Consider the following 17,777-nt stretch of genomic DNA (forward strand, 5'->3'; position numbering starts at 1 on the left):
AGTTCTCGATACCTAACTGAACCGGGTCGGGTGATGGGTCCAAGGGTAAGAAGCAGCCAGAGTAAAGTATGAACAAGAAGCCGATTCGAGTGATGTTAGTGGAGGATTCTCCCGTAGCGTTGATGATTTTTAAGCGCCTACTGGGCTCAAGTCCCGAGATTGAAATTGTGGGGACAGCAGGGACGGGAATTGAAGGGTTGGAGTTGATTCCCAAGGTTCATCCCCAGGTGATTTGTACCGACCTCCATATGCCAAAAATGGATGGGTTGGAGTTTACTAAAGAGGTCATGGCAAAGTTCCCTTGCCCGATTTTGGTGATCAGTTCTTCGGTACAAGCGGAGGATACTCACACCGTATTTAATCTGCTCAAGGCAGGGGCGGTGGATGTATTTCCCAAACCTCGTCAGGGGGTGATGGGGAATTTTGAGGCGATTCGTCAGGAATTGATTTCTAAGATTAAGGTGTTATCTGGGGTGACTGTGTTTACGTTGCATCGTCGGGATGCAGCACATCGGGAGATGCTGCGCTCCTCCCCCGGAGTTGTCCCACCTAGAAATACTGAAAAACTCCTCATCCCAGAACAGAAGCGGGTCGATCCGGTGATTCAAACGGTCAAAATTCCATCGTCTTACACTCCGACTCCTCGTTATCCCGCTACGCCTGGGAGTCCCGATGCGGCGACGGTGGCGGGTTCATTTCACGGGGTAAAAATCGTGGCGATCGGGGCTTCGACCGGAGGACCCCAAGCCTTACATACCATTTTATCTCAGCTCCCGGCGAAGTTCCCGGTGCCCGTAATTTGTGTGCAGCACATTAGTGAGGGGTTTTTAAAAGGGTTGGTGGATTGGTTGGGTTCAGAATGTCATTTGCCGGTGAAAATTGCCCCTGCCGGAGAAAGACCCGAACCGGGAATTATTTATTTTCCCCCGGAACAAAAGCATTTAGAGTTAGATAATAGCGGTCGGTTTCTGCATTCGATCGCCGGTCCGGTTTCGGGACATCGCCCTTCGGTAACGGTGACGTTTAATGCCGTGGCGAAGGTTTATCGCCGTGCAGCATTGGGAATTTTGCTCACAGGGATGGGTCGAGATGGGGCGGATGGGATGTTAGAACTATTCAAACAGGGGGGGATTACGATCGCCCAAAATGAGGCCAGTTCTGTGGTATTTGGAATGCCCAGAGAGGCGATCGCCTTAAATGCGGCGCAGTATATTCTCCCGATTACGGATATTGCTCCCCTGCTCCTCCATCGCCTGATGAGCGATCGGCATTAGTAATTCTCACTTTATAGAGCGCGATCGGGAGGAGCATATCAATCGCTAACTGCAAATGGAGCATTTACATCACAGAACTTACACATTGAGCGGTGAACGTTTGTAAGGGGACTTCTCCTCCCCATCTCCCTTATCCTCCCCATAAACCAAGAACATAATGACCAATGACAAATGACTACCGATCGCCCCTCGTAGATGATAAAATTAGGTGAACGGTTCACGAGGTTAGCATGGGCGATCGCCAACTTAACAGTTACACCCTCCCTTTCCCTGATTTAGCACTGGAGAACGGTCTGTCTTACCCCTTTCCCGCAGATCAGACTCCCGGATCTGAGCAATCTCCCCCTCAGGAACGGGTTACCCAAATGCTCTCCCAGCTTTTAATTCAGCACCTGCGCGGCACGAATGCGATCGTTTCTCTTCATCCGAGGCCGGTTTATATTGAAGCCGCATCTGCCTACTGTTATCCTGATTTAATGGTCACCCATGACCCTCGGGATTTAGATCGCCGCCACCGACGGGATGGGGTGATTCAATATCCCTGTTTGATTATTGATGTGATATCTCACTCTATTTCTTCCGGTGAGAGATTCGCTCAATTTGAGCAGTATCGCCAAATTGAAACTTTAGAGGAATATGTTTGGGTTGATCCCACTCAACCCAAACTGAATTGTTGGCGTCAAATTGAACCGGGAGTTTGGGAAACCTATCGATATGAGTCCGGGAACGATGTTTATTTAGATAGCCTAAGTTTTCTCATCGAAATTGAGGCTATTTATCATCGGACCCTGACTTGATGAGGTCATTTTTCCAACAAGTCTCAATCCAAGAGTTTATCCAAATTCAGATAGAAAGCGACGGTACCGGCATCGGTGGTAATAATTTTTTCTACCGCTGCTGGTGCAGCATTTTTACCGTCCTTGCCTTGGCGATAGGAGGCGGGGATTTCTACAAATTTATCTTCAGGAACGTCTAAAATAGCGGGTAACTCTTGCAGGGGAATACCAATGCGATCGCCATTGGTAACGGTGCAAACAATTAAATAAGAATGCTCCTCCTGAGAATCCTTGGGGGTGACAAATAGCTGGGATAAATCTAACAGGGTAATCAAATCTGCATCCAGTTTCACTAAGCTACGGCCCCCTTGGACAGTCCCTTGGGTGGTAAATTCGGTGAGGACACGCTGCACCTGTTCAATGGCGATCGCATAGGTTTCTCCGGCAACTTCAAAAAGGACGATTTTGCGCGTGGGGGTGCGCTGAATAGCGGCTTTTTTATTGTGAAATCGGCGGCTGTATTTAGAGGGTGAAAACATGGTAGGGATTGTTTTTTAGGGGAGGGTGAATTTAGAACTTTACTAGGAACTGCTATAGAGTTGCTCCAATTAATTGAGCGATCGCACTTAATAATTGACGTTCATTATAAGGTTTAGTAAAATATTTAACTGCACCCAAATCGAGGGCGCGTTGTCGATGTTTAGCACCGCTGCGGGAGGTCAACATCGCGACGGGAATTTGGGAAAACTGGGAATTTTCTTGGACTGCTGCGAGGAATTCAAACCCATCCATACGGGGCATTTCAATATCAGCAATAATCAAGGCACATTTTAACCCCTGATGCAATTGTTCCAGCGCATCTTGACCATCTTTGGCCTGCGCAACGCGATAGCGAGCACGGGTGAGGGTTAACGAGAGCATTTGGCGAATGGTATAAGAGTCATCAATCACTAAAATTTGGGGTTGAGAGGGTAGGGGGGGAAGCAGGGGGACGGGAGAACGCGTGCCTGGGGGGAGAAGGGTACTGCGTGCAGGACTCTCCGTGGGGATAACCACGGCTTTTTGCACGTGAGGATGGAGTTGTCCTATCAAGTCATCTACATCGAGAATGCTGACGACTTCCCCATCTCCGAGAATGGTACAACCGAGGATGCCGGTGGGTTTGGATAACGGTTGAGGGAGGGGTTTAACCACCAGTTCCTGTTGGCCGACGAGGCGATCGACCACGATCGCCAGAATCCCTTCACTAGCGCTTAAAACCAGCACCGGCATATAATCTTCTCCAACGGGAATCGGAGAAGGAATATCCCGCGAGGACTCGTTGTAATGGAGTAAATGATTTAAGGGAACTAACCGAATATACTCATCCCGCCACCGTAACATCGGTTGATGCATCGCCATCTGGATCTCACTGGCGTTAACGTGCAGAATTTCTTCTACGGCATCCAGGGGTAAGGCGAGGGTATGATGTTCGATTCGGACTAATAAGGCATCGGAAATCGAAAGCATCAAGGGGAGTTTAATGATAAAGGTAGTTCCCCGACCGATGCGAGAGTCTACTTTAACAGTACCTCGCACTTGGCGCAAATTGCTTCGCACGATGTCTAAACCGACCCCGCGTCCTGATAAATCGCTGACCTCACGTTTGGTACTGAATCCGGACCAAAATAGGAAGTCGTAGAGTTCGTTGAGGGAGAGTTCTAGGGCCTGTTCTTCAGAGACGAGATTTAATTCGACCAGACGAGACCGAATGATTTCCGGGTCGATGCCTTGACCGTCATCGGAAATAGTGATGATGGTTTGTCCCCCTTGATGGCGCGCTTCGATTTCGATTTGGCCGTTAGGAGGTTTGCCGACTGCTTTGCGGTCTTCGGGGGATTCAATGCCGTGGTCGAAGGCATTTCGCACTAAATGTACCAGGGGGTCGCGCAAGGCGTGTAATAAGCTTTCATCGATTTTTGTATCTCGTCCGATGAGGAGGAGGTTGACATCTTTGTTATAAGTGCGAGACATATCGCGGATGGCACGAGGGAGGTGATCCACGGCGCGACTGAAACTGACGACGCGCAACTGCATGACTTGAGACCGGAGGCGATCGCAAATTCGTCGGAGGCGATCGGTACTCCGGTCCAGATTGAGCGCTACTTCGTCGATTTTGGTACTGGAGTGAGCGATCGCCTGGGTGGTTTCAATGGTTTCTCGGGCGAGATCATGGAACTCCGTATAATGATCCATTTCTAGGGCGTCGAACCCCAGGGGATGCGGGATATTTCGACCCTGATGGCTTTTTTCTCCCGCAAGGCGGTCATATTCTTCCCGCAGTTGTATCCCAAATTGATTCAAATCGCGGATGTGTCGTCGCAGACGTTTGACTTCCCCACGCAGTTGGGTTTCCTGAACTTCTAAATGGGTGCGACTGATCACTAATTCTCCCACGAGGTCCACCAGTTCGGTGAGGCGATCGAGTTCGACTCGGATGGTGGGTTTGACTCCCGATTCGCTGGGGGTAGCACTCGGCAGTAGGGAGGGGTCGGCAGGGGGTGCAGTGGGGGGACTGTCGGAGGGGAGGGGAGGAGGGGGAGAAGGAACCGCAGAAATGGTGATATCATCCAGGGTGGGTTCCGGAAGTTCCATCGGTTGTAAGACGATGGGTAATTCTTGTAAGATTTGTTCTCGAACCGTTTCTAAATTTTGAGCGATCGCCCACCCCAATTTTTTTAGGTCTTCTACGGACAAATTGGGGTTATCCACAGCAGTCCGCAGGGATTCGGCAATTTCACCCAGTTCCGGAACTTCCAACATTCCGGATAAACCGGAAAGCTGATAATAAATTTCATTAAAAACCCGACAAGATTCTTCGACTGTCTCCTCTTGCATTTGGGAGAGTTCAGTTTCTAGGCGGTTAAAGATCGGGGGTAAATCTTGTTGGAAAATTGCCTGAATTATTCCGGTATTGGCGGGATGTTTTTGCATCCAGTCTGCCGGTTTTTTTAAGCTGCCGCATTCGGTTTCTAACTCTTGTTTGATGAGGGCGATCGCCTCCAAATCCGCTTGGAAATCTTTGGGGTCTTCTTCTTGCTTTTCTTGGACGAGGGCGGTAGATTGGGCGGTGAGTTTTTTTAACAGGTCCACCCCTTGGAGGAGTTGAGTAATAGAACGACTACTCAGAGGAGTATCTTCCGGGCGATCGCGCAAAATTGCAAAACAATCTTCTATCCGGTGTGCCGCAGTCGATAGGGACTGAAAGCCAAACATCAACGCCGAACCCTTAATGGAGTGCGCCGCCCGAAACATTTCCTTAATGGTGCTTTTTCGAGCTTCTGCGGTCTCGATTTGTTCCATTGCCAACAACTGAGTTTCTAAACTCTGTAAAAACTCATCGGTTTCGGCAATAAATGCCCCCAGTAGTTCTTGAATATCGTTAAAGTCCATTAATGATGACATGATGGTGCAGAGTACAAGTGTCCGTGACCAAATTCGACGCAATCACAGGCGGATTCAGCCCTTCCTGTTTCAAGATTCGTTGAGTATGAAATCAGTAGATGCACCTCCAAAAACCCTCGGATTTGAACCTCTTCCTGGTCCTTTCCTAAAAGGAGAGAGACAACGAGGCTTTCCGGCCCCCCTTCCCTAGGAGGGAAGGGGTTTGGGGGTTAGGTTTCCTAATTTAACTGCGGAAATTAGAAACTGAATCCTGAAGTTGAGTGACTGCGATCGCCAGTCCATCTAAAGACTGGCGAACCTGCACGGATTTTTCGGCAGTTGTAGTAGAAATGGAGCTAACTTTTTGCATCACGGCGGCAATTTCGGAAGCATTTTCGGTTTGATTGGTTGCTGCCCGGGTGATATTTTGAACTAGGGCATTCATCTGCCGACTCACTTCAATAATAGCGACTAAATGATGTTTGGCTTCAGCGGCTAATTTAGTCCCCGCAACTACCTCTTGAGTGCCTGCTTCCATTGCTTCAGTAACCCGTCCAATTTCGCTTCTAATTTGTTCGACAATTTCGGAAATTTCCTCCGTTGCGGAACCTGAGCGATCGGCTAATTTGCGGATTTCTTCGGCCACTACTGCAAAGCCTAATCCCTGTTCTCCGGCGCGGGCCGCCTCAATGGTAGCATTCAGGGCCAATAAGTTAGTTTGAGCAGCAATTTGAGAAATTGAGGTCACAATTTTACCAATTTGCTGAGAGCTTTCTCCCAACCGTTTAATCATTTTCCCGGTTTGGGAAATGGTTTGGCGCAGTTCGTTGATGCCTTCAACCGCTCTATCTACCGATTGGCCTCCCACTTCCGCCGTTTCGGCGGCTTGATGGGCGACATTTTCGGCTTTTTGAGCCACGGTACAGATGTCTTGAATGGAGTTAGCCATGCGCTCAATTTGGCGCAAGGAGAACTCAACTTGTTGAGCTTGTTCTCCCGCCCGTTCCGTTAAATCTTGGGTGTTGGCGATCGATTCCCGGGTGGCGCTGCGGACTTCCGTGGCGAGTTCTTGAATCCCGGTTACGACTTTTTTGAGGGAAGAAACCAAAAAATTAAACGAGTCGGCTAAAGCCCCGAGAACATTATTGTTAACTTCAGCCCGAACGGTTAAATCTCCTTTAGCTGCCCCTTTAATTTCCATTAAGAGTTTGAGGACCTGTTCCGTGAGGGCATCAGCTTCCGCTTTACGTTCTTGAGCAAATTTTTCCAACTCTTGGGCGACTTTTTTGCGATCGGTGATATCAAACCGGATGCCAATATATTTAGCGAGGTGGCCGTGAGCATCAAAAATGGGAGAAATGGTAGTATCTACCCAATAATATCCTCCGGTTTTAGTCTGGTTTCTGAGTTCTCCTTTCCAGATTCGACCGCCGCTGATGGTTTTCCACATTTCCTCAAAGAGGGATTTGGGATGATATCCGGAGTTAATCATGCGATGATTTTTGCCCATAAGTTCGGGGCGAGAGTATCCGGAGATTTCACAGAATTTATCATTTACAAAGGTAATGTTGCCCTCGCTATCAGTTTCACTGACGATCGCCGCTTCATCAAGGGCATTTTGGCGAGTTTTGAGTTCTTGAAGCAGTTGGGCTTGTTCCGCCGCCAGCAATCGAAATTGTTCCTCGGTTTGTTTGAGGGGGGTGATATCATGGGCAACGGCATAGAGCAGTTGCTGTTCGTTGGAAGGATTCACACTCCAAGCTAACCATTTATAAGAGCCATCTTTACAGCGGTAGCGATTTTCAAAATAGATGGTTTCTATACCCGTGGTTAGTTTTTGGGCTTCGGCAAGGGAGGATTCGTGATCATCCGGATGAATGAAATCAAAACAGGGTTTCCCGATTAGTTCGGCTGCACTATAGCCCAAGGTGCTTGTCCAAGCGGGATTAATCCGTTGAAATACGGCATTAAAGTCAAAGATAACCAGTAGATCCAGGGAAATGGTAAAGAATTGATCGCAGGTGACTTGGGCTAATTTGCGATCCGTAATATCGCTGCAAACCCCTAACCATTCCCGAATACTGCCATCACTGGTGTTGAGAATGGGGACGGCGCGAACACTCATATATCGATACTCGCCATCGTGACGGCGCAGACGGTATTCAACTTCATAAAGCGCTCGATTTTGGACCGCCTGGGACCAGGCTTGGGCCGTCTGTTCACGCTCATCGGGATGAAGGGTATTGAGCCATCCATGCCCCTTGTATTGGTCAAAGGTTTGGCCGGTGAAGCGACTCCAAGCGGGTTGTTCCGTGACGAATTCGCCATCGGCAGCGGTGTTCCAAATGATTTGAGAGGTGGCTTCAATGAGGGAACGGAAGCGTGCTTCGGACGTTTGAAGGGCTTTTTCGGCTTGTTTGCGATCGCTGATGTCGATACCCATTTCTAGGACTAGCCGTTTCCCATCCACATCGTTACAGGGATAATCATAAATTTGGTAGGTGCGCCCGGTGTTAGGGTCTTGCCATTCCCACTGTTGCGGCTGTTTGGTTTCAAAGACTTGGGTCCGAATCTCGGAGTACAGTTTACCACCGGGGTTCAAGAGGGTGGCAGCGGAACCCGGGTCCCCAAAGAACTCGATAAATTGGCGGTTGGCTAACTGGACTGCATTGCTGCGATCGACGAGATAGAGGAAGGCGGGAATCCCATCAAACAGGTTAGTGAGTCGCTGGCGTTCGGCTTCTAATGCCTTCTCAATGGCTTTGCGATCGCTGATATCCCGGACTAGCGCCAGCAGGAGGGTTTCTCCCTGGCGGGAAAATTTGCCCAGGCGGATTTCTACCGGGAAGGTACTCCCATCGGCGCGACGATGGAGACTTTCCAGGGTGAGGGCTTCGCTAGGAGGCAACTGAGTCACCGCTAGGGTGCGTTCCTCGGTGCGAAATCGGGGTTCAATCGCGTCTAAATTCAAGGTCAACAGTTGATTTTTGCTGTATCCTAAGCTTTCCGAAGCCCGCTGATTCACGGCTAAGATTTTGCCATCTAAGGTGGTCAAGAAAAAGGCATCCGCCGCATTTTCCACCAACTGCCGGAACCGTTCTTCACTCTCGGCGAGGGCGTTTTGTTGTTCTTGGCGATCGCTAATATCCCGAATCACCGTCGAAATCGACTCAATTTCCCCATTATCTTTTTTGTGGGCGAGGATCACTTGGGAGGCGGGAAAACATTCCCCATTGCGGCGTTTGATCACCGTTTCTCCACTCCAAACCCCCTGGGTAAGGGTGGTTGCCATCGCCTCTTCTAATCTCTGGCGATCGGGTCCTTCTTGGACAAAATCAAAGGGGGTGAAATCCGAGGCGGGTTGATCCTTGGGAATCCCCGTCATTTTGCGGCAGGCTGGATTCAGGTAAATACCCTTCCCCTGACTGTCGCAGATGCCGACAAAATCGGGGGTATTTTCAATAATGCTCGCCAATCGTTTCAGGGCCGCTTCTGCTTGTTGGCGTTCTTTAATTTCCCCTTGCAGGGCTTTATTGGCCTCCTCTAGTGCCGCTTTCGCACTGGGGAGGGATAGGGCGACTGGCAGAGTCGGGACCATTTCTAGGGCCGTTACCAGGGAAATGCCAGCGGTAAGGGCTTTGATACTCCCGGAAACCCAATAGTCTGGATGCCAAAGGGTCCAAACTTCCATCAAATGGGTGAATCCACAGCTAATAATAAAGGCTGCAAATAACAGAAAAATCCGACTAAAGGGTAAATCTGGCCGTTGTCGGACAAAATAAATCAACATCGCCATAATCGAAAAATAGGCCAATGCGATCGCAAAGTCCGATCCCACGTGCAGCCAAACTAAAAACGGATTCCACAGGTAGCAATGACCGTGGGGAATAAAATTGGCCGTGAGGAGGGTAGATAAGGGGTGCAACATACAGGGTGCGTCAATCAGTAACGGCGTTGAGAGGGGTCAGAATCAGGGACAGAATAGAGATGAGGGGCAGTTGATCTATAGCAATTTTCACATTCATGAAGTACGTTGATTCGCTCTCCCTTAAATTCCCCTCCCGTCCCCCTGATTATCCCCCTCCTGTTCCCCTTGGATCCCCCTCCCGTCCCCCTTAAGAAGGGGGAAGCCAGAGGAATCAATGTTTATTTAACGGGGGAAGCTAGAGGAATCAATATTTATTTAACGGGGGAAGCCAGAGGAATCAATGTTTCTATCACGGGGGCGATCGGGAAATTTCCCACTTTTTAAGGGGGATTTAGGGCGATCGGGAAAGTTCCCACTTTTTAAGGGGGATTTAGGGCGATCGGGAAAGTCTCCCGGGAAAGTCCCCCTTTTTAAGGGGGATTTAGGGGGATCCTTAATGGACTTTACCCCCAACAGAAAGGCTTACCGCCTCACCTTCCAAGCTTAGTATTTCCCCAAATCGGGGGAAGTTCTAGGCATCAGTATCCTACAGGGAAGATCAACGGGGTCTCTTGAAAAGCTTGCTTAATCAACTGCCACTCCTTCAAAACCGCAACCTGGTTTTGAGTCCCCTTGAGTTGAGGCTGTAGATGCCCTTGAAAAATTATCTCCAGGAGGAGAAAAAGCATACAGAACCGAAAACCCTACCCGGTTGAGTATTGCATGAGCCTAGGTTAACTTCGGAAATGGGCCACAGATTGCTGAAGACTTTCTACTGAGATCGCCAAACCATCTAGGGAATTCTGAACCTGCACTGATTTTTCTGCTGTATTGCCAGAAATGGCACTGACGGCACGAATCATACTCACAATCTCCGTAGCACTATTTGTCTGCTTCGTAGCTGCGAGGGTAATATTTTCTACCAAGGCATTCATTTCCCCGCTGACTTCGATGATCTCGATTAAATGGGTCTTAGCTTCTGCAGCTAGTTTAGTTCCGATCGCCACTTCCTGAGTACCTGCTTCCATCGCTACAATCGCCCGTCCAATTTCACTCCTGATCTGTTCAACTATTTCAGAAATTTCCTCCGTTGCCAATCCTGAGCGATCGGCTAACTTGCGGATTTCTTCAGCGACGACAGCAAAACCCAACCCTTGCTCTCCGGCTCTGGCCGCTTCAATCGTAGCATTAAGTGCCAATAAATTGGTTTGAGCCGCAATTTGCGAAATCGAAGTCACAATTTTACCAATCTGTCCCGAACTCTCCCCTAACCGTTCGATGGTTTTCCCCGTTTGAGAAAGGGTTTGTCGCAGTTCGTTAATCGCAGCCACCGCCCGATCCACCGACTCTCCCCCCACTTGCGCTTTTTTGGCCGCTTGTTGCGCCACATTTTCCGCTTGTTGAGACAGGGTAAACACTTCTTCAATCGAGTTCACAATCTTCTGAATTTTCTGAATCGTCTCCTCAATTTTTTCAGCTTGTTCTTGGGCTTGTTGCGCCAATTCTTGAGTATTAGAAATCGATTCCCCCGTGGCCGCATTGGCTTCGGTTGCCAGTTTTTGAACTCCCTTGACCACTTTGCGTAAAGAGGAAATCAAAAAGTTAAACGAGTCGGCTAATGCCCCTAAAATGTCATTAGTGACTGCAGCCCGAACGGTTAAATCCCCTTTGGCTGCTCCTTTAATTTCTCCCAACATTTTGACCACTTGTTGAGTTAGGGAATCCATCTCCGCTTGCCGTTGAGCAGACATAATTTCCAGGTCGGCAATTAACTGGGTTTTTTCCGCTTCAGCACCGATGCGATCGCCCACTTCTTGTTGCAGTTTATCATTGATTTCCTGCAACTCTTGGGTACGTTGAGCGACTCGATTTTCTAAGTCTGCGGCTAACTGTTCTAGGGCTTCTTGATTCCGCCGCTGTTCAGTCACATCTCGGGTAATCTTAGAGAATCCCTGCAACTCTCCTTTGGCATTCCGTAAAGGTGTGATTAACACATTCGCCCAAAATTTACTCCCATCTTTTTTGACCCGATACCCTTCATCTTCCAACCGCCCCTCGGTTTCGGCTGCCTTAAGTTCCGCTTCTGGTTTACCACTGGTGCGGTCCTCTAGGGTATAAAACCGCTGAAAAGGTTGACCCAGAATTTCGGGTGCACGATACCCTTTAATTCTTTGCGCTCCCGCATTCCAACTGGCTACCCGACCCGCTACATCCAGTCGAATAATGGCATAATCCTTGACACTTTCGACCAGGGCGCGAAATCCTTCTTCACTTTCTCGGCGCGCTTCTTCCGCTTGTTTTCGTTCAGTAATATCTAACCCCGAGGCAATATATCCGAAAAATTTCCCTTCCCGATCAAACCTCGGTAATCCACTCATCCAACTCCAACAATATTCCCCATCCCACCGTTTGAATCGCACTTCTAATTGGAAGGGTTGGCGTTCTTCAAAGGCGGTTTGATAAACATTAATGCAGCGGTCTTTATCATCGGGATGCAAAATTTGCATCCAGCCATAACCAAGGTCTTTTTCTAACGGTCGTCCCGTAAAATCGACCCATCGTTTGTTAAAATAGGTAACCTGTTTATCGGGACCGGCAATCCAAATTGTGGCCGGAACTGTATCCGCCATCAACCGAAATTGTTGTTCACTTTCTTGTAAAGCGCGTTCGGCTTGTTTCCGTTCCGTAATGTCTAAGGCGATCGCCACACAGGAGAGTTTTGGTGTCTGCTGGGCGATTTGAAGATACATCTCAATCGGATACATACTCCCATCAGCGCGGCGATGGATTCCTTCAAACCGCATTCTCTGTTGGTGACCCTCTAATAATGGCATGAAAGCATTTTTAGCTTCTGCTAAACTTACCACCTCTGGATTGATATCCATTGGTGTTTTTTGGAGGATTTCTTCCTGAGAATACCCTAAATTAAGACAGGCTCCTTTGTTGACATATTCAAAGCGTAGGGTATCCACGTCAAAAATATAAATTTCGTTCAGACTAGACTCAACGAGATTAAACAATCGCATTCGTTCTTGTTCCCCTTGAATGCGCTCTGTAATCACTTCCGTCAGTAGCATAATGCCGCCGATTTCTCCTTGGCGATCGCGCCAGGGATACATCTCCCATTTCACCCAATCAATGCTCCCATCTACCCGGGTATAACCTTCCGCATCACAGCTAAAGGATTCTCCCCCTAAGACGCGCTGTAGCATATCTTTTACATGATCAGGCAGTTCCGGAAATAGCTCGTGGTGCGATCGCCCAATAATGTTTTTAACACTCTGGAAATCTTCTCTCTTATCCAGTTTATAATCTTTCACCCACCGTTGGGAGGCTACCAAATAGCACATCTGGCGATCAAGCATGGCAACCGCTGCCGGAAGATGTTCCAGAAATAATTTGAATTCTTCTTCCCGTTGGCGCAGTTCGGTTTCCAGCTTCAAGCAATGGCTGATGTCTCGCACACTCAACCCAATCACCTCACGATTATCTACCAGGGTGAGCCGTTTTCCCGAAACTTCTACATCCAATATACTACCTGCTTTCGGTTTGAGGGCTTTCCATCTTAACGAGCCACCCTTGCTGACTGCCGCCTCAAAATCCGCCTGAGATTGCCCAAAACTGGATAACTGATTAAAAAAGTTTTTGCCTCGAAGTTGGGTTCGTTCCATGCCGTACAATTGACAAGCTTTTTCATTGGCATCTAAAATCGTTCCATCCCACTCCTGAAGCAAAATCCCCTCATCAATTTGATTCAGGAAATCTGTGAAATCTGACCCTATAGCTTCCGTATATCCCAGGATTTTTTCATAGGTTGAGATGATTCCTACGGGTTTTCCCTGGGGAGTTTTAACGGGCCATTTATGAATTTTCCAAAGCAATTCTGAACCGTCGCCTAGGGGAGAATTCGGCACTTGGACTACCAGGGTTTGAGAATCCTCTGGATTAATTTTTGCCCAATTTTCCAACCGTTTACCCCCCCAAGAGAGTGCGCCGTCGGTTTTACCCATGACTTGTGCAGGGGATACCACCCCCACTTGTTCTGCAAAGCGTTGATTTCCTCCCAGGTAAACCCCTTGAGAATCTTGCCAAGATACCGCCCAAGGTACGGAGTCGAGGGCCATTTGCAGGAATGAACCGCTGGAAAAAATGCCACTGCCAAGGGTTTCCCGGATGCCTTGACGGTAGGCGAATAGGGCAAGCAACAAGGCGATCGCACTCACCCCTTCCAATGCAGAGGTGAGGGTTTCCCCTGCCGTTGAAACCGGAAGGGCGGGGGTGGAGAATAGATGGAAGAAACGACTCCCGGTGGCGATCGCTAAAAAAGCACTAACTATCCATAAAAAACGGCAATGCAGACGAGACATTGTGATTTGCAGGAGGATTACAGTTATCCCCAAATAGGACAGTGCAATGACCCATTCTGCCCGGTTTTGTATCTCGACCCAATTAATATTGCTCTCGATGGCGAAATACAGTTGAGAACCTATTCCGTTTATTAGCATAATTCAGTCCCAAAGTAAAGCAAAATTTGATAGGGGTTATAAACGGTTTACCACCCTTCAGATTGGGCGATCGCTTCTACATCTAAAATCATCACTAAGCGTCCCGTCCAATCATATAATCCCCTTAAAAAAGGAGCGAGTTCTTCCCCCACATCCATGCTAGAAACCATGCGATCCAGATGAACGGAAATCACCCCTTCCACCCGAGAAACGGCTAATCCCATTCGCATCATCACCAAGGTTCCATCTCGGGGATCCGGGGCTTCTAAAATTAAAATTCGACTCTGTACGGAATGACTATCCACTCCCTCGGTCCGCAAAAACCGACCGAAATCTGCCACCGCTAAAATTTCTCCGCGCAAATTGGTCAATCCTAAGACAAAATGACGGGTATTTGGAACCGGCGCGATCGGTTGCTGCCCCAAAAATAGCACCTCCCGGACTGCCAGCAAATCCACCGCAAAGAGGCTCTCTCTTTGACCAAATAACAAAAACTGCTTGAGGTTCCCGGGATTAGGGGAACCGGGCAACTCACTCATCCCAGAACTGAGGGTCAATTTTCCAGTCATACTGTCTTAAATGTTGAGAAAATCCAGCCTTTAAATGTTAGCGGCTTGCGGTTGAGTTATCTGAAATATTGCGAAGAATTAAGCGGTAAAGAATTAACGGAAGATGTATCAACTATTCTTTTAAAAAATTAAGTAACTTGTCATCGGATGAGAAGACCCGGCCTAATTCTTTCCGCTGAATTCTTCACAATAACCGTTCAACAATATTGATCAATTGCTCGGGGTCAACAGGTTTGGTAATATAGGCATCGGCACCCAAATCCATACCCCAAGTCTTATCAATTTCAGTATTTTTCTGACTGCAAAACACAACAGGTAACTTGGACGTCTTGCGATCGCCACGTAACTCTCGGATCACCTCAAATCCATTCATGCGAGGCATTACCACATCCAGGATGACCAGATCCGGTGCAGTCTCCTGAATCCGGGCGATCGCCTCCTCCCCATTGGTTGCCACAACCACCTCCATCCCTGCTTTTTTTAAAATCCGGCCAATCATCTCCAGTTCACTCGGCACATCATCTACTACTAAGATTTTGGTCATTCGGGCCTTTCCCTCGCTTTGCATGACTATTCCAATCTTATTTTAGCGTGAGAGTTAGAAATTTCCCCGCCCTATCCCCAACTTTAACCTCATCTACAGTTTACTCACGCCATAGCTCCAAGGGCGAGTCCTGCTTAAATACGCTTAATTCAGCTTAATTCTCCATCAATTTCTAATAAAAAATTTCTTTAACTCGTGACAGAGTTCCGCTATACTCTACAACATTGTAGGCTCTGGATCTAATATAACCAACCTCAGTTAAGAAAACTTAAATCATCCTAAAACTTGGGACATAACTCTACCATGACTTGCAATATTAGAGTCTATAAATTTTAATATAATTTTCAAACTTAATTTAAAATAAATCATAAATAGATTGCTCAATTTTCTTAAAATCCTCTAATTTATACCAGAAATTACCATAAAAAAGCGGCATTATAAGTCTTAACCCATTACTAAAACCCTCCAAAACCTCAAGATTTATTCCTCTTGCTTCTCCCGTTAAATAAACATTGATTCCTCCGGCTTCCCCCTTAAGAAGGGGGACGGGAGGGGGATCTAAGGGGAAAAAAGGGGGATCTCCCGGGCGGTTGGGGGGAGTATCTCCCCTAGAAGTTTTATTCTTTCGAGTGCCTTCAAAAAAAAATAGTGTCCACCCCTAAATCCTTGATAAAAATTAAAAATTCCCTCAACAAACCCACTCGCCTACACTCTACTGTACCCACATCTGAGGGTAAAACTAAAAGTGATAGCTTCCTAAATTGAGTACCCTCAAACCCGAGAGGTTTGCGGAAAGTTTTAGATCCCGGGGTCAAACAACCGGGTTTCTGGCCCTAATTGCCTACAACTCAGGTAGAGAACTCCTGAAGAAACACCGTTGTCTTCCCCTGGTACAACTCCCTAGACCCCGGCCAATTGTAAAGATTTTTAAGGCAAATCACTCTTCTCTACAAACAGTGATAGAATCCGAAATTGAGCTAGGGGTGTCCGACCAACGGGCTGAGAACAAACCCTTAGAACCTGAGTCCGGGTAATACCGGCGGAGGGAAGCTGTTATTTGAGGAATTCAAAATGCGAAAAGAATGGGTTGCCAAACGTCAGGGCCAAAGTAATGTTACTCAAATGAACTATGCCCGACAAGGCATCATCACTGAAGAAATGGACTATGTAGCGAAGCGGGAAAACCTTCCTGTTGAGCTCATTCGGGACGAAGTGGCACGAGGACGGATGATTATCCCTGCCAACATTAACCACCTCAACCTCGAACCGATGTGCATCGGTATCGCCTCCAAATGTAAAGTCAATGCCAACATCGGGGCATCCCCCAATTCTTCTGATATAAACGAAGAATTAGACAAACTCAAACTCTCCGTTAAATATGGTGCCGATACCGTCATGGACTTGTCCACCGGCGGCGGAAACCTGGACGAAATTCGCACCGCCATTATTAATACCTCCCCGGTCCCGATCGGCACCGTTCCCATTTATCAAGCATTAGAAAGCGTGCATGGTAACATGGAAAATCTCACCCCCAATGATTTTCTCCACATCATTGAGAAACACGCTCAACAAGGTGTAGATTACATGACCATTCACGCGGGGATTTTAATCGAACATCTGCCCTTGGTGAGAAACCGAATTACCGGAATTGTCTCTCGTGGCGGCGGAATTTTAGCCCGGTGGATGCTACATCATCACAAACAAAATCCCCTTTATACTCATTTCGATGACATTATCGAAATCTTCAAAAAATACGATGTGTCCTTTAGTTTAGGCGATTCCCTCCGTCCCGGTTGTCAACATGATGCCTCGGACGAAGCGCAACTCGCCGAACTCAAAACCCTCGGACAACTCACTCGCCGCGCCTGGGAACATAACGTGCAGGTGATGGTCGAAGGGCCGGGTCATGTGCCAATGGACCAAATTGAATTTAACGTCAAAAAGCAAATGGAAGAGTGTTCCGAAGCACCCTTCTATGTGCTGGGTCCGTTAGTCACGGATATTGCCCCAGGATATGACCATATTACCTCAGCGATCGGGGCCGCAATGGCGGGATGGTACGGAACTGCCATGTTATGTTACGTCACCCCGAAAGAACATCTGGGATTACCCAACGCCGAAGATGTGCGAAATGGGTTAATCGCCTATAAAATCGCCGCCCATGCTGCGGATATCGCACGGCATCGCACGGGAGCACGCGATCGCGATGACGAACTCTCTCACGCCCGGTATAACTTCGATTGGAACCGCCAATTTGAACTCTCCCTCGACCCAGAACGGGCGCGAGAATACCACGATGAAACCCTCCCCGCAGACATCTACAAAACCGCCGAATTCTGCTCCATGTGCGGTCCTAAATTCTGCCCCATGCAAACCAAAGTAGACGCCGACGCCTTAACCGAATTAGAGAAGTTCTTAGCCAAAGAACCTGTCACTCAAGGTTAAGAGTAGAAGAATAGTAGAATAGTAGGGTGGGCATTGCCCACCTTATTTTCTAATAAAAACTGGGAGCATCTTGCTGCCTAGCGCAGCGATAATCTCCCAAATAGTAAGCAATCCTGAGCCAGATAAAATTCTTTATTCAGCGATTCATCATGGATAATTCCCCCTTACAACGCATCACCATTGATCCAGAAATCTGTCATGAGAAACCCTGTATTCGAGGGTTGCGCTATCCGGTGGAATTTTTACTAGAACTTCTCACTTACGGTTCGCTCATTTTTGACCCTACTCCCTGAGATGGGAAACCATAACAGAAGGCTCACTGGAAGTGGAAGGG

The 17,777-nt window shown here is 48.0% G+C and carries 10 protein-coding genes and 1 riboswitch; of the genes, 4 read left to right on the forward strand and 6 right to left on the reverse strand.

All coding sequences use genetic code 11. The features are described from left to right. Positions 1-68 precede the first annotated feature (68 nt). Together cheB and NG796_RS08465 are read left to right on the forward strand one after the other, a co-directional pair. Positions 69-1,274: a chemotaxis-specific protein-glutamate methyltransferase CheB gene (gene cheB / locus NG796_RS08460; protein WP_261205461.1), complete on the forward strand. Its 1,206-nt coding sequence runs from the start codon at positions 69-71 to the stop codon at positions 1,272-1,274. 230 nt (positions 1,275-1,504) lie between these two features. After that, positions 1,505-2,071 (forward strand): Uma2 family endonuclease, encoded by a 567-nt coding sequence (locus NG796_RS08465; protein ID WP_261205462.1) that lies wholly within the window; start codon positions 1,505-1,507, stop codon positions 2,069-2,071. A 23-nt stretch (positions 2,072-2,094) separates the two neighbouring features. Here the strand turns inward: NG796_RS08465 and NG796_RS08470 are convergent, their stop codons facing one another. The 6 genes from NG796_RS08470 to NG796_RS08495 form a co-directional block, all read right to left on the reverse strand. Continuing rightward, on the reverse strand, positions 2,095-2,589 hold the full coding sequence (locus NG796_RS08470) for a chemotaxis protein CheW (RefSeq protein ID WP_261205463.1): 495 nt from the start codon (positions 2,587-2,589) through the stop codon (positions 2,095-2,097). Between the two features lie 52 nt (positions 2,590-2,641). Beyond that, positions 2,642-5,494, reverse strand: coding sequence for a hybrid sensor histidine kinase/response regulator (locus NG796_RS08475; RefSeq protein ID WP_261205464.1), 2,853 nt, complete (start codon positions 5,492-5,494; stop codon positions 2,642-2,644). A 223-nt stretch (positions 5,495-5,717) separates the two neighbouring features. Then, positions 5,718-9,401 carry a PAS domain S-box protein gene (locus NG796_RS08480; RefSeq protein WP_261205465.1) on the reverse strand — a complete coding sequence of 1,228 codons (3,684 nt, stop codon included), beginning with the start codon at positions 9,399-9,401 and terminating at the stop codon, positions 5,718-5,720. Between the two features lie 713 nt (positions 9,402-10,114). Continuing rightward, the gene (locus NG796_RS08485; protein WP_261205466.1) at positions 10,115-13,885 is read right to left on the reverse strand and encodes a PAS domain S-box protein; all 3,771 of its coding nucleotides are present in this window, start codon (positions 13,883-13,885) and stop codon (positions 10,115-10,117) included. A 47-nt stretch (positions 13,886-13,932) separates the two neighbouring features. After that, complete coding sequence (locus NG796_RS08490; protein WP_261205467.1) at positions 13,933-14,454, reverse strand: chemotaxis protein CheW; 522 nt, start codon at positions 14,452-14,454, stop codon at positions 13,933-13,935. Between the two features lie 184 nt (positions 14,455-14,638). Beyond that, positions 14,639-14,998 carry a response regulator transcription factor gene (locus NG796_RS08495; protein ID WP_261205468.1) on the reverse strand — a complete coding sequence of 120 codons (360 nt, stop codon included), beginning with the start codon at positions 14,996-14,998 and terminating at the stop codon, positions 14,639-14,641. A 969-nt stretch (positions 14,999-15,967) separates the two neighbouring features. Beyond that, positions 15,968-16,063: riboswitch (TPP riboswitch) on the forward strand. A gap of 6 nt (positions 16,064-16,069) precedes the next feature. Between NG796_RS08495 and thiC the strand changes: the two genes are divergently transcribed. After that, positions 16,070-17,443, forward strand: coding sequence for a phosphomethylpyrimidine synthase (thiC, locus tag NG796_RS08500; RefSeq protein ID WP_261205469.1), 1,374 nt, complete (start codon positions 16,070-16,072; stop codon positions 17,441-17,443). Positions 17,444-17,592: 149 nt separating this feature from the next. Next, positions 17,593-17,736: a DUF433 domain-containing protein gene (locus NG796_RS08505; protein WP_261205470.1), complete on the forward strand. Its 144-nt coding sequence runs from the start codon at positions 17,593-17,595 to the stop codon at positions 17,734-17,736. Positions 17,737-17,777: the final 41 nt, after the last annotated feature.

This window comes from Laspinema sp. D2d (genome assembly GCF_025370755.1).
GTDB lineage: Bacteria > Cyanobacteriota > Cyanobacteriia > Cyanobacteriales > Laspinemataceae > Laspinema.